This window comes from Bacteroides sp. 3_2_5, assembly GCF_000159855.2.
GTDB lineage: Bacteria > Bacteroidota > Bacteroidia > Bacteroidales > Bacteroidaceae > Bacteroides > Bacteroides fragilis.
On sequence record NZ_JH636044.1, the window covers coordinates 180,982 to 203,494 of the forward strand.

Below are 22,513 nucleotides of genomic sequence, written 5' to 3' on the forward strand. Positions count from 1 at the left end.
ACTTTAGTTTTTCTTAAATAAAAATACCGTGTCACCCCACATGAATAAAGAGGACGACACGGCATGACATATTTGATTGCTAATGTAGCCTTTAGAAAAATTTCAGCTCTTCACCTTTAATTTCAGATAAAAGAAGATTAGCCAAACGGCTGGTTCCTAAGCGAAACAGCTCGTTGCTGAGCCATTCTTTACCCAATACTTCTTTTACGATGGTATAATAAATCAATGCATCGTTTACGGTATTGATGCCGCCTGCAGGTTTGAAACCGACTTTGTTTCCTGTCTGTTCGTAGTACTCTTTGATAGCTTGGCACATTACATAAGCTGCTTCCGGGGTTGCTGCCGGTTGCTGTTTTCCGGTGGATGTTTTGATGAAATCGGCTCCGGAATACATGGATAGGATAGAGGCTTTTTTAATGTTAGAGGCAGTCTTTAAAGCGCCTGTTTCGAGGATTACTTTCAGATGGTGTTCTTTGCAAGTCTCTTTTAATTCCATGATTTCTTCACACATCGTTTCGTAGTCGCCACTCAGAAATGCCCCTACGGGAATTACGATATCTATTTCATCGGCTCCGTCAGCCAATGCCATAGCTGTTTCTGCTATCTTTACTTCGGTAAATGTCTGAGAAGAGGGAAAGCCTCCTGATACACAGGCAATGTTTATACCTTCTACCTCAAGTGTGTCTTTTACTACTTGTGCAAAATTCGGATATACACAGATAGCTGCAACGTTCTTCAGGTCAGGGAATTCATCATCAAACCGATTTACTTTTTCTGTGAATCTCATGACACTTTCATCACTGTCTGTTGTATTGAGAGTGGTCAGGTCAATACAGTTGAAAAGGAATTTCTTCACTTCTTCCGTATTGTTTTCGGGAACCTTTTTCTCGATTAATGCAGCAACCTGAACCTGTACATCAGCATCATTCAGTTGCGTGTCATACTTGGCCAATGCCGTCAGGTACTTGTCTTGAGGGGTATCATTCATTTCCATGTTCACTCAGTTTTGGATTATTGATATGTCTTTTGTTGTCTCTTTGGGTTTTCTTTTCCAGATTTCGTGCAAATGCTTCTGTGAGGTTTACCCCGGTCTGGTTTGCGATGCAAAGGAGTACCCAGAGTACGTCCGTTATCTCGTCGCTGATATCGTCTTTTTCACCTTCCTTGAAAGATTGGTCTCCATATTTACGGGCCATGATACGTGCCAGTTCGCCTACTTCTTCGGTGAGAACTGCCATGTTGGTCAATTCGCTGAAATAACGTACACCGTATTTGTGTATCCATTCATCAACGGCTTTCTGTGCTTCTTCTAATGTCATTATTCCTTGTTTTTGGTATCGATGCAAATAGTTACAGGTCCGTCGTTCAATAACTCTACTTTCATGTCGGCTCCGAATTCTCCTGTTTTCACTTCTTTCCCTAATGCACAACTCAAATCTTTGCAGAATTGTTCGTAAAGTGGGATTGAAATTTCCGGTTTAGCAGCCTTTATGTAGGATGGACGATTTCCTTTTTTAGTAGACGCATGTAGTGTGAATTGACTAATAACCAATATGTTACCTTCGTCTTCAAGGATTGATTTATTCATAACTCCGTTTTCGTCGTCAAAAATACGGAGATTTACGATTTTCTTGCATAACCAATCGATATCCTCCCGGCTGTCCGTCTCTTCGATGCCTACCAGGATCATCATTCCTTTCTGAATAGCCGATTTGCAGTGCCCGTCAATCGTGACTGATGCGTGGCTGACGCGTTGTATAACTACTCTCATTCGAATTATATTGCTTAATCTTTGTTATTGCAAAGATAGCTATTTTTAATGATTATCGAGACCCTCTTTTATGATTTTTGCCTTTGATTCACCTATTATGGCTGACACTTCTTCTATGGTGGCTTCTTTGATACGTTTTACGCTCTTGAACTCTTTCAGCAGGGCGGTTTTGGTTTTCTCGCCAATTCCTTTGATATTGTCCAGGGCAGATGCTACTTGCCGTTTGCTTCGTTTATCCCTGTGGAAGGTAATGGCAAAGCGATGTACTTCATCTTGTATCTGTTCCAATAGGCGGAATAGGGGGCTATGTTGTTTGATGCCGATGGTTTGAGGTGGAAACCCGAAAAGAACTTCAGATGTACGGTGTTTGCGATCCTTGGCGAGTCCTGCAATCGGAATATCTAACTGTAACTCTTCCATTACTTGTCTGACCACCTCCATTTGCCCTTTTCCGCCATCGGTGATAATTAGGTCGGGCAGGGGGGATTCTTCTTCTATAGCGCGCTGATAACGCCTCCTGACGACCTCTTTCATTGAGGCGTAATCATCAGCGCCCACAACCGTTTTGATGTTGTATTTCCGATAATCGCTTTTCGATGGTTTCGCCTTTTTAAAAACAACACAAGCTGCTACCGCATCTGTTCCCTGGATGTTTGAGTTATCAAAACATTCTATCTGCATAGGCAGTCTGTCCAAGTGTAATTCCTGTTGAATCTCTTTCATCAGGCGCATGCTACGCTGTTCCGGATTCAACTTTTCGGCTTGCTTCATCCTGTCTGCTTTGTACTGTTTCACGTTGAGTAGAGATAATTCCAACAGCTTCTTTTTGTCTCCTCGTTGAGGAATGGTGAAAGTGACATCATTCAGTTCTATCTCGATGTCAAACGGGACGATGATTTCGCGTGAAGCGCTCTTGTAGCGTTCCCGCATTTCTATAATTCCCAGTGTCAGCAATTCCTCTTTTGTTTCATTCAGTTTCTTCTTGTATTCGAAAGTGAAAGCTTGGTTAATGGCTCCGTTTGTGATATGCAGATAGTTGATGAAGGCTGACTTTTCGCCGTCTTCTTCGATGGAAAATACATCTATATTGTGTAATACGGAGCTGACAACCTCGGACTTTGAACGATAATTTTCGATTAATGCATACTTTTCTTTCACCTTTTGCGCTTCTTCGAATTTCATTTCTGCGGCAAGGTCCTGCATGCGCTGGTATAACAATCTGCTTATCTCCTGGGTATTCCCTTTCAGGATCTCTTTTATCTCGGCAATATTTTTTAGATATTCTTCCTGTGATTGCAGGCCGATACACGGGCCGGCGCAGTTCTTTATGTGATATTCAAGGCATACATTGAACTTTCCCGCACGGATATTCTCCGGTGAGAGGTTGAGGTTGCATGTACGCAGAGGGTATAAGTGTTTTATTAAATCGAGCACTGCGTGCATGGATGGGCTATGGCTGTACGGGCCATAGTACGAAGAGCCGTTTCGGATAATACGCCTGGTCTTGAATACTCTTGGAAAATATTCGTTTTGTACGCAGATGGACGGATAGGTTTTGTCGTCTTTTAGCAAAACATTGTAACGCGGCTTATATTTTTTGATTAGGTTGTTCTCAAGCAGTAGTGCATCTTCTTCTGAGTTTACCACGATATAACGTATGTCTGCGATCTTGCTTACCAATACCCGGGTTTTTCCGGGCTGATGCTCTTTGCTGAAATAGGAGTAGACTCTCCGCTTCAGGTTTTTGGCTTTCCCTACATAGATGATAGTTCCCTCTGCATTCAGATATTGATAAATGCCGGGCTTCTCAGGAAGATTTGAAACAATTCCTTTTAGATATTCGCTGGTTTTAAGTTCTTGATTTGTATCCATGAAAAAAGGGCATAGCGATTATCGCTATGCCCTGCAAATATATTCATTTTATTTATAACGACAATACTGATTGTATATCTACGTCTTGGTCGTTTTCAAATACTTGTTTTCCGTTCAGTTCCTTTAACTCAATGATGAAGTTTACGTATACCTTTTTCGGATGGAGCTTTTTCACGAGGTTGCAGGCGGCTTTCATAGTACCTCCGGTAGCCAGTAAGTCATCGTGCAGCAATACGACGTCGTTCTCGTTCAATGCATCTTTGTGTATCTGCACGGTGTCTTTGCCATATTCTTTATCGTAGCTTTCTTCCATTGTTTCGGCAGGGAGTTTGCCGGGTTTACGGATGGGGATAAATCCTGCCCCTAAGCGGGTGGCAAGAATCGGTCCCATAATGAAGCCTCTCGATTCGATGCCTACTACCTTGGTGATTCCTTTATCCTTGTACATTTCGTACATAATATCCGAAAGTTCCTGAAGACGTTCCGAATCTTTGAATAGTGTGGTTACATCGTAGAACAGGATTCCGGGGATTGGAAAATCGGGTATCTCACGGATGCTTTTGATAAGCTTTTCTTTGCTCATAATCATTCTTTTATGTTGTTTCTTTAAATGTTTTGTTTCACGTGAAACGCAGCAGTCTATCGTCCCGAAAGCACTAATAATACATTGATGTCGCTTGGTGACACGCCGGGGATGCGGCTTGCCTGAGCTATTGTTTCGGGGTCGATCTTCTTCAGTTTTTGCCGGGCTTCGGTCGAAAGTGATTGAAGGCTGTCATAGTCGAACTTACCTTTTATTTTAATACTTTCCAATCGTGCCAGTTTGTCTGCTATAATTCTTTCCCGTCCAATATAGCCTTCATATTTGATTAAAATCTCAGCGGCCTCCAGAATCTCTTCTTTTCGTTCATCTGTGATTTTATCCAGTTCCCGTTTAAATGCCGGTACATATTCGGAGATATTTTCTATTGTAATCTGTGGACGGTTAATCAAGTCGATCAGTTTGCATCCTTGACGCAGGGGAGTCGTTCCTAAATTCTCAAGTGCATCGTTTATTAATGCTGCCTTGATCGAATAATTGCGGGTAAAGTTTACGATATTTTCGACTGCTTCTCTTTTACTCTTTAATAGAGCATAGCGGTCTTCTTTTACTAATCCCAGTTTATAGGCTCTTTCTGTAAGTCGCATGTCCGCATCATCCATACGAAGTAGAATACGATATTCTGCTCGTGAAGTAAACATACGATAAGGCTCATCTACCCCTTTGGTCACCAAGTCGTCTATTAATACGCCGATATATGCCTCGTCTCTTGCTAAAGTGAAAGGTTCTCCACCGTGGCAGTTGATGTGAGCATTGATACCTGCAATGATACCTTGTCCTCCTGCTTCTTCATATCCGGTAGTACCATTTACTTGTCCGGCGAAGAAGAGGTTTTTGATTTTCTTCGATTCCAGCGTATGTTTTAGTTGCGTTGGATCGAAATAATCGTATTCGATGGCATATCCCGGACGATAAATCACCAGGTCTTTAAAAGCAGGGATCTTTTTTAGTGCTTCTATTTGGATCTCCATTGGCAATGAAGAAGAGAATCCATTCAGGTATAATTCTTGTGTGGTTTCTCCTTCCGGTTCAAGGAATAGCTGGTGTTGCTCTTTGTCGGGGAAGGTGACGATCTTCGTTTCGATGCTAGGGCAATAGCGCGGGCCGATACTTTGTATTTGTCCGTTGAAAAGGGGAGAATCCGCTAATCCGTTACGAAGAACATTATGTGCTTCTTCATTAGTAAAGCATGTCCAGCATTGCAATTGTTTAAGGTGACGCACACTAGTATTCATGAATGAAAACTTGTGAAAGTCACATTCTCCATCTTGGGTATCCATCAGCTCATAGTGTACACTTCTTCCGTCAATCCGTACGGGGGTTCCGGTTTTCATCCGGCCGTACTCAATGCCATGTTTTGCGATGGATTCGGTTAATTTATACGATGCCGGTTCTGCCATGCGTCCACCCGGGAGTTGATTTTTTCCTACATGCATCAATCCGTTCAAGAAGGTTCCTGCTGTTAATACAATACATCTGGCGTGAAACGTCACATCCCAAAATGTTTTTAATCCCACAACTTCACCGTTTTCAACGATGATTTCCTTTACAGTATCTTGCCAGATATGAAGGTTCGGAATATTTTCTAATATTTCGCGCCAGGCCCAGATAAACTTGTTTCGGTCACATTGGGCGCGGGGACTCCACATGGCCGGTCCTTTCGAGCGGTTTAGTATGCGGAACTGGATAGCTGTCTGATCTGTTACCAATCCCATATATCCGCCTAAAGCGTCTATCTCACGTACAATTTGTCCTTTAGCAATCCCTCCTACGGCGGGGTTACAGCTCATTTGCGCTACCTTGTTCATATCCATAGTGATCAAGCAGGTTTTTGAGCCTAAGTTTGCTGCCGCTGCTGCTGCTTCGCAGCCTGCATGTCCGGCACCAATTACAATAACGTCGTACTTAAAATCCATTGAATCAATGTTTATTTCTTAACCGCGCAAAGTTACGAAAAAGTTGCCAGTTGCGGGTTTTATGCAATAAGTTTTAAGGGTTTATAGGGATCGCCAATTGCAGGATTGTTTTGTCAATAAGCGGCTGATCGGGGGCACTTACTTACATAATGTTTGTAACTTGAGTATTTTGAAAACTTGAATTGTAAATAGAATGTTCTTAATAGACCGGGTTCCGAGGTATTTTATGCATCTTTTGTCATAGATGACCAAATGAAGTTAACTTCATACTTCTGTGAAGTTAACCTTCTGTCGATAGGATATTAATTCTTTCCAAATATGAAGTTAACATCCTGTTGGCACGAAGTGCGTTTTGGGTTGGGGGGAATTAGCTTTTATCCTTAAAGAGTTGTTTGCTATCCTATAAAATACCTTTTTCATTTCCAGAATATATCAAAAGTGTTTTTGCTTTTGTGTGTCTTAATGTGGCGAATTTGTACTTTTTGTTTTTGATAATGTCATTGTTTTACGTTTATATCGAATATATTGTTCGTGTAAATGGCAAATTGTTGTTTTATTGATATTACGAAAATCGAAATACAGGCATTTTTTTTAATGAGTCTTCCGGTTGGTCGGAAATAGAGCGTTTTAGAACGGTTTGAAAATACAGAATGACAGATAGACAGTTGTCTTCCTTTGAAAAATTTGGAAGTGGCTGAAAAGAATCGTAAGTTTGTCATCATAAAGTATTTTAATTATGAATAAGACATTTGTCGGTTTTATCTTTTTATTGTTTTTAGTGAGCGGAGTAGTTTCTTGTCAACGTTCCTCGTCACCGTATCCGTATTCTTTGAGATATGCCGATTCTTTGATGGAGATATCTCCTGAACGTACGTTGGCTTATCTTCGTAAACTTGATGTTTCTACTTATTCAGCGGGTGACAGGGCATACTTTAGCTTACTGTTCACGCAGGCTACTGATAAAAATATGCTTTCTCTTCTTCCATGTGACTCTTTGATTGATACTGCATTAGATTATTATATTAAAAAAGATGGTGTCAATTGGGCTAAAGCTTGGCTTTATAAAGGCCGGATTCAAAAAAAAATGAATATGACTGAACAGGCTTTGAAGAGTTGCTTTACTGCTCTGCAGGGAGTTGAAGGAAATACCGGGGAGGAATTAAAACTGAAAGGAATGCTATATGAAGATATGGGATCGATTTATTTACATCAATCTCTTTATCAGAAAGCGTTTGATGCGTTTTATCGCTCTTATCAATGTGATTCTTTACTGAATGACCATAGATTGGTAATGTATCCTTTGTCAAATATGGGGTGGGTGCGTGTGATTCAAGGAAAAACGGTAGAAGCTTTTTATTATTTGAACCAATCTATACAATTAGCTTTGAGATTGAATGATTCAGCTTTTGTTAGTGATATATATGAACGAATGAGTTTGAATTGTGAGAATGTCGATTCTGCTTTCCTATATGCCCATTTGTCACATCAATATTTGACAAAGGATGGCGACTCTATTAGTTTATGGTTAACATTTGGTGATTTGTATTTAGACAAGCAAGAACTAGACTCTGCTGAATATTATTTAAAGCGTATACTTGATACTGCTGATTTTAAAAGGAAGATTCTAGCGTCGTATTCTTTGGCTGAAGTCGAGAAGATTAGGGGTAATTATCAACGGGCCTTTGAATATCAGTCTTATTATGGTGATAATATAGATTCTATTTTTTTGTTAAATAAAGCCTCCGATATTGAGCGCTTAGCGTATAAATATGATTCAGAAGCAAAAGTAGTAAAGGAAAAGGAAAAGCAGAGGTTTTTCATTCAGCAACTTTGTTATGGAGGAGTTTTGTTTCTGCTGGTTATTATTGTAATTTTTCAATGTATTTATCGGCGTCGTCAAATAGCTCGATTACTGTACGAACAGCGTATAACTTATTTAAATGAGAAAACAGCCTTATCTCAATTACAAATAGAACGTTTGGAAGTTCAAATTTCTGCTTTAAAGCAGTCTGGCATGGAGCGTGAACAGGAAATAGATTTGAAACAAGCAGAATTATGCTGTGTTATTGATGAAAAAGCACGATTGCGTAACTGTTTGTTTATGGAAACTTCTATTTTTAAGCATATTCGAGAACTAAGCACTCAACCCAGGTTGGGACAAAATGGAACAAAGGGGAGTCCGAAAGTTCTTCTTATGAAAGAACAGGAACAATTGAAAAATATATTGTTTGGTATTTATGATGATTATATTCGATACCTTAAGGGTACTTATCCTAAAATAACAGATAATGACTGTATTTATTGTTGCTTGAAACTTTGTGAATTTGATGATCAAACCATAGCTTATTGTTTTGGTAATGTAAGCAAGCAAATTGTAGCGCAGCGGCGTTTACGATTAAAGAAAAAAATGGCTGAAGCCAATTGAACAAGCCCTCTTTAGCTTTTTAGAGTATTGGTGGACATAAATGTTATCATACCCCATTGCTTTATATCTGTTAATCTGCTATTTACAATGTTTAAGATGTTATCTCTTTTCTTCTTTTTAGAAGAAGAAATGTGGTAACTTTGCTTTTGAAATAAAAAAACACATAACAATGAAAACAAAGATGATTGTATTAGTGGGGATGCTGTTTACACAAATAGTATTCACGTCTAATAATGTTTATGGAGAGGATGTAATGGCTATTATGAAAGATAGACATAAGGTACATTTGATTACTCATAAGGAGGCAAATCTGCAGAGAAGTACTCTACTTGTTGCTTGTGGTTATATTGAAGAGAGCCAACTATTTTTAAATTTTAATTCCTCCTTAGAAAATAGAAAGATACAGGTTGTTGATTCCGAAACAGGGCAGACTGTTTTTGATGATACTATAACAGGTACTTCTTTCTCTATCTTTTTGGAAAGGGATTCTGATAGTTTTGACATTTATATTGGAAGGTAAAATTGATTTTAATTAGAAACTCAAAATAATACGAGATGAAAGAAATATTTAAATTAATATTGTTATTAGTTATACTTAGTGGATGTATTGAGAATGACGAAGAAATCATTTTGAATAATAGCGATTTAGAGGATGTATCTGAGTATAAAAGAGCCGAAGACTTGATATGTCAATTCAGTGAGAGAATAGATAAGGAGAAAGGTGGTACGAGAAGTAGTACTTCACAAATTATATTATCTTTAGCCGGTAAGAAATCTGTTGTTATACCGAAAATAGCTACAAGAACTGGTGAGATAAGTACGGATAGTGTGAATATGTTCATATTTGATACGGAAAAGGATGGACGATTTGGATTTGCAATAGCCACCGGAAAAGCTGAAGTAGGAAGAGTTTATGCTTATGTGGAAAATGGAATCTTGTCAGATACTATAGAAAATGAAGGTATGGCTTATCTCGTTAGTCAGATTCCGGATATTATAAAACAGGATCAGTTGAATCCGAATTTAACAAGAAGCGGTGAACAAAGAACGACACATGTTTCTATACCATTGGTAAAGACTGAATGGAATCAACATTATCCTTATAATGCACAAATGCCGACAAACGGAAAGTGCTCTATAAGTTATTATTATGCGGGTTGTATTCCTATTGCAGTTGCTCAGGCGATTACTTATTATAGAAAATGCCCGGTTGCTTATGATTGGGATGCATTTACTGTAAATACTGGAATATACGATGCTAATCTAATAGCTCCTGTATCTCAATTTGTAAAAAAGGTGGCGGATGGTATTAAGGTCGGTTATAAATGTGATGGAACAGGAGCAAAAAATTTAGGTTCAACCAATGACTTCTTGAAAGGATGGGGATATAACGTTGAAAGGCATAAAACGAATGACGTTGATAAGAATTTATTGTATAAGTGTCTTATAACTAAGAATGTTGTTATCTTTGGGGGAAAGAAGAAAAAGAGTACAGGACATGTTTGGCTAGTTGATGGTGGAGTTTTTGAATATTCTGGAAATATGATGATTGGCTGCACGAATATACAGGTAAAGGCAATTCATTGTAATTTTGGATGGAATAGAGCTAATAATGGCTGGTATGCTATTAAGGATGGGGCTTATAATAGACCCGCTAATAGCGCTTCTCAAGATGGCAATAATCCAACTAATGATAAAAATTCACCGAATGGTAATTTTTATACTGAAAATGATTACATCTATTTTCATGAAGCGATGGGAACTGAAATTTTGTGGTAAAATATAAACTTATAATTATGAAAAAGGTATTCTTTTTGTATTGCATTTCTTTATTATGTATTTATGGATGCAATGATGATTCTGATAAATATTCTTCTAATTTTCTGAAGAGTAGGGAAGTGACTCTGAATGCGGAAGGAGGAGATATTACTGTAGAAGGAAGAGAGAAGTTTATACTTGTACAGACAGAAGAGATTCTAAATCAGGATACTATCTTCAGTATAGGCGAGATTAATGGCGTTGAATATCAGGGAGGATGGTATCAATTAGAGGTTAATGGAAAAGAAATGACTCTCAACTGTGACAGAAATTTAACGGGAAATAAGCGGAAAGTTGTTTTGCATTTCCAAGGGACCGGTAATTCATTTGATGTTTTTTCTCTGACACAATTAGAATAATAAGATTTCGCCTTTTAAGGATAGCCGTTTCTCAAACTGGCAGTTCTCTGTTTATATTCCTTTGTCGAAATCTGCGTTTGGAAAATAACCTAAACAATGGGCTGTCTTGTCTTCTTCTTATCCGTTTCTTTGGTCTGCGAAGCCAGTTCGTAACACGGTTTTATGCAGTCCGTGCTCAATCAGTCCCAAAGGAGAAGAATTAATTTCTGATAGGCTCTATATTTAACTATAAAGATGGGATGGAATGATTGCCATGCATGATTCCTATCCCATCTTTTATTTGAGGGAGAATTACTGCTTTCTCATAGCTAGTGCCTTATTCTCTGCAGCTTCCATAATTTCACGTTCTCCAGGACCCTTATCGTTGATTCCGCAAAGGTGGAGTATACCGTGAATAATTGTCCGGTGGAGTTCTTCTTCATAAGGAGTGTTGAACTGTTCCGAGTTAGTCTTCACTGTTTCCAGGCTAATGAATAAATCACCTGAAAGACGATTGCCCTCGCAATAGTCAAAAGTGATGATATCTGTATAGTAATCGTGTTGAAGATATTGGCGGTTCACTTCCAATATTTTTTCGTCCGAACAGAAAATATAGGCGATTTCACCGATTCTTTTTTCATAAGTGGCGGCTACGGCTTTGATCCATTCGGTAGTCTCACGTTTTTTGATATCGGGCATTTTGATACCCTCTGTCTGATAAGTTATAGCCATATTATTTGATTTTTAATAATGATCGGAATACGCAGTTTTCGGGAGAGTTACCATGCTTCCGATGTACTTTAAAAAAAAGTATTTCTTTTTTTCAAAGACAAAGATAAGAATTTTAATTGAGGATAAGCGCAAATTGCAGTAATAAGGCTGATGAATAGCGGTTTAAACTACACTGTTCCGTTACTTCCTTGGGTTGGTAGTGGTTAGGATCGTTTTCAAAGAACTGATTTCTATGATTTTCAGACACTATTTGTTTGCCAATATAACCGAAGCTCCGAAAAGCAGAAGTGATATAGAGGAAAATCGTGAAATGTCAAATTGGACAGCTTGTCCGGTCAGAGTATTATTGCACAAGAAGAATACTATCTTTTGAGACCGTAACTATTTTGTTTTTTATATATTTGCAAATGACAATTATCCAGGTCGGATATTACTATTACATACAATACTATGACAGAGTTCAGATACAGTATTTGCGAACCACTTAATCCGAAAGTGATAGAAAAAGGAATGATAGCCCCTGACTCCGTTATCGGGTTGTTCAATGATTTTCAGTGGGACTATTATTTAAAGCAGATAGAAGTCGCTGAAACGAGGAAAATGGACATTTATTTTTCTCCCTCGCTGGAAGTGGAGAATAAAGCGAATAAAAACGGGCTTACGATCTCTGCTGTCGGCGATCCGGAAGATCCTGAGTTTTATATTTTTTACAAACGTCCCATAAGCGTGGTGAAGAAGCAGTTTTTTCGTAAACCGCAAACGGTCGTGGAGGATTATGTCAGTGAGATCACTGGTCAAACGAAAGAGGATGTTATTGAATGTCTGAATGCCCTTATCAAAAACGATCAGGAATTCCTAAGGAGAAAAATTGCATAAAGAGTAGTACCCCCAGGATAAATGAGATAGAAAGCCTTTTAGATAAGCAAAATACGGAAGCTAAGAGCAACTTTTGGAAGATTGTTGCTTAACAGTACTGATCAAGTCGTTTTTGTAGCACCCGAAGATAAAATATAAATCGTTTAAAAAGAATAACCGAATCAATGAAAATAGTAATAAAGGAAAAAGTAATACCGTATATCTTGATTTCCCTGTTCAGTTTCATCGGACTTTCAGCGTACGGTTACAAGGCAGAGAGACAAGGCGGTAGCAAAGCGGTCGTTTGGTCGATATCCAAAATTGATACGATGCACAAGAATGTACAACGTAACGATGGGCGGAATCCTAATATACAAAACATCGAATATCTCAAAAAAATGTTTCGGCAAAAAGCTGTCGACGAAATATCCGAAAATATAGTTTATCCGTTGAAGAGAACATCCCCTATACCGAGTGTTGAGAATGCAGAGGAATTGAAAGAAAGATTCGATTCAATCTTCGATGAAGACTTAATCCGTATTATTACGAGTTCGGATATTGATCAATGGTCGGAAATGGGATGGAGAGGAATAATGCTGGACGATGGCATACTTTGGATGGATTACGACGGAAAAATTACAGCTGTGAATTATCAAAGCAAATACGAGAAAAAGCTTGCCAAGAAGCTTACCTCCAAAGTAAAAGGTGACCTATCCTCGGATTTGCGACATAACTTCAAAGGGGAAGTATATAAATTTAAGACAAAAAATTATTTTATAAGGATAGATGAACTGAAAAACGGCATGTACCGGTATGCCTGTTGGAAAAAAGAGAACCCAGAATCGACCAAGCCGGATTTAGTCTTGGAAAATGGAAAAATAGAATTTAGTGGAAGTGGAGGAAATCACGTGATTACATTTAAAAATAATATCTATGAATATAAGGTGTTCCATAATAAAATAGCCGCGTCGGGGATCGCGGACATCACTCTTGTTGTAGAGAAAAATGGCAAAGAAATACTCTCGGAAGATGGGAAATTGGAAGGTGACACCACCCAAACTGATTAGCGGTACGAGGATCTTATGTTTAGTTTTAAGCGCACATATAATTTGAATCACACCATTTCCAAATCATTGGTCTGATAGTGAAACTTACGAGGTATGCAAAGTACGGAATATTAATGCTGTCTGACTTTTGTCAAATCGCTATCGACAACTTGTTATTTCTCAATTACTGTTTATCAATCAGATAAATACTGGAAAGTATATGGGATATCAGCATCCTTTGTACGCAAGGGAAGAGCTACCGGGCTCGAAGGCAATTTCGGTACGCAAAAACAGCATTACTCGCTATCAAAAATCAAGGCACGGAACAGGAAAATAGAAATCCTGTGGATTTTCTTTGGAATACATACGGCAAACGCCATATTAATGATTGACAAAATCAAAAACAGACAGAGGGAAACCGCATAGTATGATTATAAAGAATCTATTAGAAGAAGTTGTCAGGCTTCTTCCGGAACATCATGCCCAAACGGATAAGATTTTAGGTCAGAGAGAGAAACTATAATAAAAATGGCATATGAGATGATATTAGCAAGTCATCTTCATATGCCATCTTACTTTTTAAAGACATTTACTGAATATCCCGTAGTATGGGTGTTTGTGGCAGGCCCAGAAAGCCCGTTCTTTAAGGTGTCAGGCTTACTGGCTTCTGACTTCATCTGGCAAACTCGCTAGAGATTGTGAACACATCGGACAGAAACACCGGACTTCCTGTTACCGTTAGCGTCTACGAAGACGTCATTTTTAAGGATATAAAGACCATAGGCTGAATTACCGTTGAGGTCACTACTCCAGTAGTAGCTGCCTGTACCATCGGTATAAGCGGTAGCAGTAGTACCACTGCCATTGTTGCCATCTCGCCAGCCTGCAGCAGGCAAAAATAGACCGGTCGAGCTATTCATAAACCACATACCTTGGATACCGTTATACTTTACCAATTGCTTGTTGCTACAGCGGGAGAGACTTATGAATTCACTTCTTGTTGGAGTACGCCAACCACTACCGTATTTACTTTCGTCAAGACGTGTACAAGGATCAACAGCACCATAGCCTGTATACCCAGATGATACATATACATTCTTCCATATATAATAATAACCGTAATCGGTAGTAGAAGAAGCCCATGTCAGATTATAGTTGCTTTGGGAATTGAGATTACCTTCAGCCCATCGGAGTTTTGATAAGATGGTTTTGTCGTTTTCTATACACCCATTTTGCGTAAGATTAATGTTACTTGCGGGTACATTAATTCCGATGGCTTTTTTGAACTGTATTTTCATCGTATAGCTTTTTCCCTCTTTCAGTTGCACGCTTTGGGTGGAGGTGATTTCCGTATTGTTGGGCACAGTCCGTCCGCTTATTGTCAGCGTATTGAAATGCACTGTAATGGTCCTGGCCCCTGCAAACGGAACCATGCGTATGGTTGTACTCAGAGTCGTGTTCGGACTGAATGCCGCCGTATTATTCGTGTTGGCGGCTACCACATTGGTCGAAGGACCGATCTTCCATGATGTGGAATTTCCACCTTGCTTTACATATACACCCGTGCAATTGGTGATCGTATTGCTTGGAAATCCGGTGGGACTGATGGTAATTGTCAGTTTACATAGCTTCTGGCTGAAACTCACCGGAAGATTGTGGCTGAGGCTGTTTACATTCGTTATATCTCCGGAATCGAAGGTCATGAAGTCCTTGCTCATGTCAGGGATAGACACTGTACTGCTGTTGTAGGCATACGTGGAAGGCATATCTCCCAAGTCGGCAGTGGTATTAAATGAGTAGCCCACCACACGTATCGTTCCCGAGCGTGTCAGCAGTTTCCCTCGTTCGAGTACAGGAGTGCCCGTACCATTGGAGGCGTAATCGGCAACCGACTGGAAGACATAGTTATTTCCGGACTTCCGGAAAACAATCAGCCGGAAACGAACTCCCGCAGGCACTGTTGCACGGGTACTTACACGGGGTAGGGTATCTTCCGTCAGTTCCATCGAGGCTATCCGTGGACCTTCATAGTCCGGTTGCTCTCCTGTGCGTGTAGGTGAGAAAGCTTTTACTCCCACCCATTCGGCGATCAGGGGAGAGTGGCTACGGGTCGAAGCGTCGTTAAAAGAGGAAGAATGATAGTCGTTGTCACCCGTCAGACTGATATGGATAGGAATTAACTCGTCGGCAGTATCCCCGCTGTCAGCAGACAGGGGAGTCATTCTGTCATCTTCCGCACATCCTGTTATCGAAAGGCAAAAACACAGCCATAAGGCTTTACCGAGACACTCTCGCATAATAAAAGTTCTATTCATATACTAAGATATTAAAGTGAATAATCGTATCAAAGACGCATTGCGGACCTATACATCTTCGTATGAGTCCGGAAAGACTGTTTGATACAACTTTTATTATGCGTAAGTTTGTGTATTACAATCAGATATAACGGTCTTGAATACACAATGGTGTTTCAAAAAACGTACGTCTTTTGAAACAAGATTTTATAATGTAAGATGTTTATTATCAGAATAATCTGTCTTCCTTTAGTAGATTTTTTAGGTATACTTTTTCTGGACTCTAGTTGTCAGAGTCTTTGGAGAAGTTAACATCAGAATTTTTGGTGTATGCAGAACATGGTAAAGTTTGTGAAGTCAACTGTCATAATAGCTCTTTGACGGAATATCTCTAAGTGAATAACTACTTTAGACACTCCGGTACTTTCAACCATCCCAATGCTGCCGAACTGTCGTTACGGATTTCTGCCGGAGATAGCCCTTGGATACCTAATTCTTGTTGATGTTCTTTTTAAAAGAAAAATAAGTAACTGATTAAAATGGCTGCAATAATTCCGGCAAAGTCGGCAATCAGTCCGCACGTGACCGCATTACGTGTTTTTGTGATGCCTACGCTTCCAAAATATACTGCTAAAATATAGAAGGTGGTGTCCGATGCACCGCGAACGACACAACTGACACGTCCGACAAATGAATCGGGTCCAAACTGTTTCATGGTGTCGATCATCAGGCCATTGGCACCGCTGCCGCTCAGTGACTTCATTAAGGCCGTTGGCAGTGCTCCCACAAAGCCGGTGTCCAGTCCGCAAAATTCTACGATTGCCCCAATGCCGCCGACCAGTATATCCATGGCACCCGAAGTGCGGAAAACAGCGATTCCAACGAGAAAAGCCACTAGATAGGGGATGATCCGGACCGCAGTGGTGAATCCCTCTTTGGCTCCTTCGACAAAGGAGTCGTACACATTGATTTTTTTCCGGATACCTGCTATAATGAACAGTAAAATGACCGAGAATAAGATTACATTAGCAATCAGAGTGGAATAAACTCCCATCTCTTCACGGGAAAGTGTAGTTGTCAGATAGATAATTCCGCCGAAGAAAAGGCTCAGGCAACCCATTAGTGTCAATATAGCTTTGTTTATCAGGTTAATGCGTTGGGAGATGCTGACGGCAATGACTCCTACGAGTGTAGAAATGAAGGTGCTTAGCAGGATAGGGATGAAGATGTCTGTAGGTTGGGCCGCTCCCATTTGAGCCCGGTAGACCATGATGCTGATCGGGATAATGATCAGTCCCGAAGTGTTAATCACCAGGAACATAATCATCGGGTTGCTGGCAGTGTCTTTTTTCGGATTCAGTTCTTGCAGTTCCTTCATAGCTTTCAGTCCCATGGGAGTGGCAGCATTGTCAAGCCCCAGCATATTGGCGGACATATTCATGAAAATAGATCCCATGACCGGATGTCCTTTCGGAATGTCCGGAAACAAGCGGCAGAAGACCGGACTCAGCCAGCGTGAAAGGGCATTAATCAGGCCGCTGTTCTCGCCAATCTTCATTACACCGAGCCAAAGCGACAACACACCTGTCAGGCCGAGAGAGATTTCGAATGCCGTTTTAGATGAATCGAAGGTGGAGTTGATGATCTCTGTGAATATTTGGGTATCGCCGAAGAACAAAAGTTTGCAGACGGCAACTACGAAAGCAATCACGAAGAATGCGATCCAGATGTAATTTAAAACCATAAATATGCCCGTTAATTTTCCTACAAAATTAAGAATATGTTTCCACTCATTGCGGCTTTTTTGACTATTTTTGTCCGTATATAACTTTGTAGACTCAAATATCCCGATGAAAGCGATAGAAATTCAAAAAGAACTGGAGACTTATATTGATCCGGTAAAAAGGGAATATCTTCCCGGATTCTTTAAAACCGGCAAGGGGCAATATGGTGAAGGCGACCGGTTTCTTGGAATAGTGGTTCCTGCAACCCGGCTTGTAGCGAAGAAGTATAAGAACGCGCCTTTTGAGGTGATGGCGGAGCTTTTACAATCCGAATGGCATGAATGTCGTTTGTGTGCATTACTGATGATGGTGGAGCGGTTTAAGAAAAGTGGTGGAGAGGAGCGGGAAGCGATCTACCGTTTTTATCTGTCGCAGACGGAGCGCATAAATAATTGGGACCTTGTGGACCTGTCGGCACCTTATATTGTGGGTGAATACCTAAAGGATAAGTCGCGTGATGATCTTTATCGGCTGGCGGAAAGTACTCTGCTGTGGGATCAGCGTATTGCTGTCGTATCTACGGTTACCTTCATCCGGAATAACGATTTCATCGATATTCTCCGTCTTTCGGAATTGTTGCTGCAACACAAACATGACTTGATGCGGAAGGCTATAGGCTGGATGCTGCGTGAAATGGGAAAGCGGGACAAGACCCTGCTGTTGCAGTTTCTGGATAAATATAGCAAAGTGATGCCCCGCACTATGCTGCGTTATTCCATAGAGAAGCTCACGGACGAGGAGCGGAAGTTGTATATGGGGCGATGATCCGCATTGAACGGAGGAGAAATGGGCTTTCAGAACCGGAAGTGAGGTCGGTGTGTAATGAAAATGTCCGACAGAAGAACCATTGGCTTGAACTGCTTCCGGGAGAGAACCGTTGGAAAACTTTGTACGGGATATAAGTTCCGGTGCAGCGAAAGAGATCAGCTGTCCGGAGTCAGACAATAAAGAACGGCAGATTTGTCGGAGGAACCTTTGGGCTTGTCTTAGCCTAAACAAAGCTTAAACGTACTTCGTAAAGGAAAAACTCTGTGAAACTCTGCCTTACTATGTAGCGAAATCTATATCTTTGCTACCTATTTATAAAAAAGGAATGGAAGAAGATTTTAATATACGTGATCATCAGCTGACCAGCAGAGAGCGGGATTTTGAAAATGCCCTCCGGCCATTGAGTTTCGAAGACTTCAATGGACAGGATAAAGTGGTAGATAATCTCCGTATTTTTGTCAAGGCAGCTCGTTTGAGAGCAGAAGCACTGGACCATGTATTGCTTCACGGCCCCCCCGGATTGGGTAAAACCACTTTATCGAACATCATAGCCAACGAACTGGGAGTAGGATTTAAGGTAACTTCCGGACCGGTACTCGACAAACCGGGTGATTTGGCCGGCGTCTTAACCAGTCTCGAACCTAACGACGTGCTGTTTATCGATGAGATCCACCGCCTTTCACCGGTAGTGGAGGAATATCTGTATTCGGCCATGGAGGATTACCGGATCGATATTATGATCGACAAGGGCCCCTCGGCGCGTAGTATCCAGATCGATCTGAACCCGTTTACATTGGTGGGAGCCACTACCCGGAGCGGATTACTGACGGCACCTCTGCGTGCCCGGTTCGGTATTAACTTGCATCTGGAATATTACGATGACGATATTCTGAGCAACATTATCAGCCGTTCGGCCGGCATACTCGATGTGCCCTGTTCGTCTCAGGCTGCGGGTGAGATTGCTTCGCGCAGCCGCGGGACACCTCGTATAGCCAATGCGCTGCTGCGCAGGGTGCGTGATTTTGCACAAGTGAAAGGGTCCGGTTCTATCGATACGGAGATAGCCAACTATGCGCTTGAGGCGCTAAATATCGATAAATACGGACTGGACGAGATAGACAACAAGATTCTCTGTACTATTATTGATAAATTTAAGGGTGGTCCCGTGGGGCTTACGACTATTGCCACTGCACTGGGCGAAGATGCCGGAACGATTGAGGAGGTCTACGAACCGTTCCTGATCAAAGAGGGATTCCTGAAGCGTACTCCCCGCGGACGTGAGGTGACGGAACTCGCCTATAAGCATTTGGGGCGCAGTCTCTACAATAGTCAGAAAACACTGTTTAATGATTAGTGGAAACACTATTAATCACAAAAATAACATGGCCGGATTAAAATCCCTGGTAAAAGATACAGCCTTGTATGGGTTGAGTAGTATGGTTGGCAGGTTCCTGAACTATCTGTTGGTGCCTTTATATACCGCAGTTCTGCCGGCTGCGTCCGGCGGATACGGAGTGGTTACCAATGTGTATGCCTGGGCCGGGTTGATTATGGTACTTTTGACGTTCGGTATGGAGACCGGTTTCTTCCGTTTTGCCAATAAGTCGGAAGAAGATCCGGTGAAAGTATATGCCAATTCACTGATTTCGGTAGGGGGCATTTCACTGATATTTGCTATTCTCTGCCTGACGTTTCTCCAACCGGTCTCTCATCTTCTGGAATATGGCGATCATCCCGATTTCATCGGAATGATGATTATAGTGATGGCACTCGATGCTTTTCTGTGCATTCCGTTTGCTTATCTGCGTTTCAAGAAGCGGCCCATTAAGTTTGTTGCCATTAAGTTTGTCTCCATCATTGCCAACATTGTTCTGAACTTGTTCTTCCTGTTGCTGTGTCCGTGGTTGCATGAACACTTTCCCGCTTGGGTCGATTGGTTCTATAACCCGACCTATTTGGTGGGGTATATCTTCGTTTCCAATCTGATAACAACCTGTCTGCAGCTCTTTTGCCTGATTCCCGAACTTCGCGGTTTCGCTTACAGGGTTGATAAACAGTTGTTGAAGCGGATGCTTATCTATTCTTTCCCGATATTGATTTTCGGGTTGGTAGGCATTCTGAATCAGACGGTAGATAAGATTATCTATCCTTTTCTCTTTGCCGACCGGCAGGAGGGATTGGTGCAGCTCGGCATTTATGGGGCCGCCACCAAGATTGCCATGGTAATGGCCATGTTCACCCAAGCTTTCCGCTATGCCTACGAGCCTTTTGTGTTCGGCAAACAAAAGGAAGGGGATAACCGCCGGATGTATGCACAGGCGATGAAGTATTTCCTTATTTTTGCGATGTTCGCTTTTCTGGTGGTAATGTTTTACCTGGATCTTTTGCGTTATATGGTGGCACCTGATTATTGGGCGGGACTGAGCGTTGTCGCCATCGTGATCGGAGCGGAAATATTCAAAGGTATCTATTTCAATCTTTCGTTCTGGTATAAGCTGATAGACGAAACCCGTTGGGGAGCATACTTTTCCATTGTCGGATGTGTCATCATTGTAGGAATGAATGTGATGCTTGTCCCCACTTACGGATTTGTGGCTTCGGCATGGGCTTCGGTGGCCGGATACGCTGTGATTACGATCCTTTCTTATTGGATCGGGCAGAAGAAATATCCCATTCACTATGACCTGAAACACCTTGGTACGTATGTGCTGTTTACAGCAGTGCTTTATGTGATCGGAGAGTGGGTTCCCATTGAGAATATCGTGCTCCGTCTGGCTTTCCGTACTGTATTGTTGCTGATATTTATGGCTTATGTTGTTCGGAAAGATTTACCGCTGAGCCAGATTCCTGTGATTAACCGAATTATAAAGAAGAAATAGTTATGAAGGCAGACAACCGAAACATTTTTGCCATTAAGGCGTTTCTGAGAGAGTATCTCGATCTGAGAAAGGATAAGGACAATGAACTGGCAACCGTCGACTCTATCCGCAAGGGAGTTGAGTTTAAAGGAGCTAATCTCTGGATTCTGATTTTTGCCATTTTCATGGCTTCACTCGGACTGAATGTCAACTCGACGGCCGTGATTATCGGTGCCATGTTGATTTCTCCGTTGATGGGCCCGATTATGGGGGTGGGGCTGTCTGTCGGTATGAACGATTTCGAGTTGATGAAGCGTTCCCTGAAGAGCTTCCTGATTACAACTGCATTCAGTGTCACGACGGCGACTGTTTTCTTTCTTTTCACTCCCATCGCTGAGGCGCAGTCGGAACTGCTGGCGCGTACGTCACCGACCATTTATGACGTTTTCATCGCACTTTTCGGCGGACTTGCCGGAGTGGTTGCCCTCTCTACCAAGGAGAAAGGAAATGTAATTCCGGGAGTTGCCATTGCCACTGCGCTGATGCCTCCTCTCTGTACGGCCGGTTACGGATTGGCTTCGGGCAATCTGATCTATTTTCTGGGCGCGTTCTACCTCTATTTCATCAATTCCGTATTTATCAGTCTGGCTACGTTTATCGGTGTGAGGCTGATGCATTTCCAGCGGAAAGAGTTTGTGGATAAGAACCGGGAAAAGAAAGTGCGGAAATACATCGTATTGATCGTAATCCTGACCATGTGTCCGGCTATTTACCTGACTATGGGAATTATCCGAAGCACCTTCTTCGAAGCGGCAGCGAATCGTTTCGTTTCCGAACAGCTCAACTTCGACAATACCCAGGTCTTGAATAAGAAGATTCATTATGAAGGAGATTCATGCGAAATCCGGGTTGTGCTGATTGGTCCGGAGGTGCCGGAAGCTTCCATTGCCATTGCCCGCAGCAAGATGAAAGATTATAAACTGGAGAATACGAAACTGATCGTTCTGCAGGGGATGAACAATAATGAAGCGATGGATATGTCGTCTATCCGTGCCATGGTTATGGAAGACTTCTATAAAAACAGTGAACAACGCCTGCAGGAACAGCAAGTCAAGATAGCCACGCTCCAGCAAAGCCTCGAACGGTATAAGTCTTACGATGAAATGAGCCGGAAAATTATCCCGGAACTGAAAGTACTCTATCCGTCGGTGACGGCTTTGTCTATTTCACATACCATCGAGACAACGGTCGATTCGATGAAAACGGATACCATAGCGCTCGCCGTATTGAAATTCACCCGTCATCCGAAGAACGAGGAAAAAGCGAAAATCAGTGCATGGCTTCAGGCGCGGATAGGGGCGAAGAAACTTCGGCTGATTGTTGAAGAGTGACGGTAAGCGTGTCGCCAGAGAAAAGAAGATGAATAAACATGATT

The 22,513-nt window shown here is 41.5% G+C and carries 19 protein-coding genes and 1 pseudogene; 11 read left to right on the forward strand and 9 right to left on the reverse strand.

Translation table 11 applies throughout. From position 1 onward, the window contains the following. Positions 1 to 91: 91 nt before the first annotated feature. The 6 genes from deoC to mnmG are packed head-to-tail and all read right to left on the reverse strand — an operon-like array spanning position 92 to position 6,160. Positions 92 to 994: a deoxyribose-phosphate aldolase gene (deoC, locus tag BSHG_RS16730; RefSeq protein ID WP_005783699.1), complete on the reverse strand. Its 903-nt coding sequence runs from the start codon at positions 992 to 994 to the stop codon at positions 92 to 94. Further along, complete coding sequence (locus tag BSHG_RS16725; protein ID WP_005783700.1) at positions 981 to 1,319, reverse strand: nucleotide pyrophosphohydrolase; 339 nt, start codon at positions 1,317 to 1,319, stop codon at positions 981 to 983. Before BSHG_RS16725 ends, deoC begins: the two co-directional genes overlap by 14 nt. Further along, positions 1,319 to 1,771: a D-aminoacyl-tRNA deacylase gene (gene dtd / locus BSHG_RS16720; protein ID WP_005796976.1), complete on the reverse strand. Its 453-nt coding sequence runs from the start codon at positions 1,769 to 1,771 to the stop codon at positions 1,319 to 1,321. The genes BSHG_RS16725 and dtd overlap by 1 nt, the downstream gene beginning before the upstream one ends. A 45-nt stretch (positions 1,772 to 1,816) precedes the next feature. Then, the gene (uvrC, locus tag BSHG_RS16715) at positions 1,817 to 3,643 is read right to left on the reverse strand and encodes an excinuclease ABC subunit UvrC (RefSeq protein WP_005783702.1); all 1,827 of its coding nucleotides are present in this window, start codon (positions 3,641 to 3,643) and stop codon (positions 1,817 to 1,819) included. 52 nt (positions 3,644 to 3,695) lie between these two features. After that, positions 3,696 to 4,232, reverse strand: coding sequence for an adenine phosphoribosyltransferase (locus BSHG_RS16710; RefSeq protein ID WP_005813901.1), 537 nt, complete (start codon positions 4,230 to 4,232; stop codon positions 3,696 to 3,698). Between the two features lie 50 nt (positions 4,233 to 4,282). After that, positions 4,283 to 6,160, reverse strand: a complete 1,878-nt coding sequence (gene mnmG / locus BSHG_RS16705; protein WP_008657907.1) for a tRNA uridine-5-carboxymethylaminomethyl(34) synthesis enzyme MnmG — start codon at positions 6,158 to 6,160, stop codon at positions 4,283 to 4,285. Positions 6,161 to 6,896: 736 nt separating this feature from the next. On the opposite strand from mnmG, the gene BSHG_RS16700 reads away from it, so the two are divergent. From BSHG_RS16700 to BSHG_RS16685, 4 genes are all read left to right on the forward strand, one after another. After that, positions 6,897 to 8,585, forward strand: coding sequence for a tetratricopeptide repeat protein (locus BSHG_RS16700; protein WP_008657910.1), 1,689 nt, complete (start codon positions 6,897 to 6,899; stop codon positions 8,583 to 8,585). 169 nt (positions 8,586 to 8,754) lie between these two features. Continuing rightward, positions 8,755 to 9,105, forward strand: coding sequence for a hypothetical protein (locus BSHG_RS16695; RefSeq protein ID WP_005783706.1), 351 nt, complete (start codon positions 8,755 to 8,757; stop codon positions 9,103 to 9,105). A 35-nt stretch (positions 9,106 to 9,140) separates the two neighbouring features. After that, entirely contained in the window at positions 9,141 to 10,364 is a 1,224-nt protein-coding gene (locus tag BSHG_RS16690; RefSeq protein ID WP_008657911.1) for a C10 family peptidase, read from the forward strand. Positions 10,365 to 10,381: 17 nt separating this feature from the next. After that, on the forward strand, positions 10,382 to 10,762 hold the full coding sequence (locus BSHG_RS16685) for a hypothetical protein (RefSeq protein ID WP_005783715.1): 381 nt from the start codon (positions 10,382 to 10,384) through the stop codon (positions 10,760 to 10,762). 291 nt (positions 10,763 to 11,053) lie between these two features. On the opposite strand, the gene ybeY is transcribed toward BSHG_RS16685, so the two are convergent. After that, entirely contained in the window at positions 11,054 to 11,473 is a 420-nt protein-coding gene (ybeY, locus tag BSHG_RS16680; protein WP_005783716.1) for an rRNA maturation RNase YbeY, read from the reverse strand. Between the two features lie 450 nt (positions 11,474 to 11,923). Between ybeY and BSHG_RS16675 the strand changes: the two genes are divergently transcribed. From BSHG_RS16675 to BSHG_RS23400, 3 genes and pseudogenes are all read left to right on the forward strand, one after another. Next, positions 11,924 to 12,349: a hypothetical protein gene (locus BSHG_RS16675; protein WP_005783718.1), complete on the forward strand. Its 426-nt coding sequence runs from the start codon at positions 11,924 to 11,926 to the stop codon at positions 12,347 to 12,349. A 164-nt stretch (positions 12,350 to 12,513) separates the two neighbouring features. Further along, a complete protein-coding gene (locus BSHG_RS16670) occupies positions 12,514 to 13,395 on the forward strand; it encodes a hypothetical protein (RefSeq protein ID WP_008657912.1) in 882 nt (293 codons plus the stop codon). A 150-nt stretch (positions 13,396 to 13,545) separates the two neighbouring features. Then, a pseudogene (locus BSHG_RS23400) lies at positions 13,546 to 13,800 on the forward strand (DDE transposase); the annotation flags it as partial. Between the two features lie 263 nt (positions 13,801 to 14,063). On the opposite strand, the gene BSHG_RS16665 reads toward BSHG_RS23400, so the two are convergent. Then, positions 14,064 to 15,689 (reverse strand): fimbrillin family protein, encoded by a 1,626-nt coding sequence (locus BSHG_RS16665; protein WP_008657914.1) that lies wholly within the window; start codon positions 15,687 to 15,689, stop codon positions 14,064 to 14,066. Positions 15,690 to 16,179: 490 nt separating this feature from the next. Then, complete coding sequence (locus BSHG_RS16660; RefSeq protein WP_005783728.1) at positions 16,180 to 17,412, reverse strand: nucleoside recognition domain-containing protein; 1,233 nt, start codon at positions 17,410 to 17,412, stop codon at positions 16,180 to 16,182. A 106-nt stretch (positions 17,413 to 17,518) separates the two neighbouring features. Here BSHG_RS16660 and BSHG_RS16655 point away from each other — a divergent pair, with 106 nt between their 5' ends. The 4 genes from BSHG_RS16655 (at position 17,519) to BSHG_RS16640 (ending at position 22,469) form a co-directional block, all read left to right on the forward strand. Continuing rightward, a complete protein-coding gene (locus tag BSHG_RS16655; protein WP_005783729.1) occupies positions 17,519 to 18,217 on the forward strand; it encodes a DNA alkylation repair protein in 699 nt (232 codons plus the stop codon). A 328-nt stretch (positions 18,218 to 18,545) separates the two neighbouring features. Further along, positions 18,546 to 19,574, forward strand: a complete 1,029-nt coding sequence (gene ruvB, locus BSHG_RS16650) for a Holliday junction branch migration DNA helicase RuvB (protein WP_005783731.1) — start codon at positions 18,546 to 18,548, stop codon at positions 19,572 to 19,574. 28 nt (positions 19,575 to 19,602) lie between these two features. Continuing rightward, entirely contained in the window at positions 19,603 to 21,099 is a 1,497-nt protein-coding gene (locus tag BSHG_RS16645) for a lipopolysaccharide biosynthesis protein (RefSeq protein WP_005813883.1), read from the forward strand. Positions 21,100 to 21,101: 2 nt separating this feature from the next. Beyond that, positions 21,102 to 22,469, forward strand: coding sequence for a TIGR00341 family protein (locus tag BSHG_RS16640; protein ID WP_008657923.1), 1,368 nt, complete (start codon positions 21,102 to 21,104; stop codon positions 22,467 to 22,469). Positions 22,470 to 22,513 lie beyond the last annotated feature (44 nt).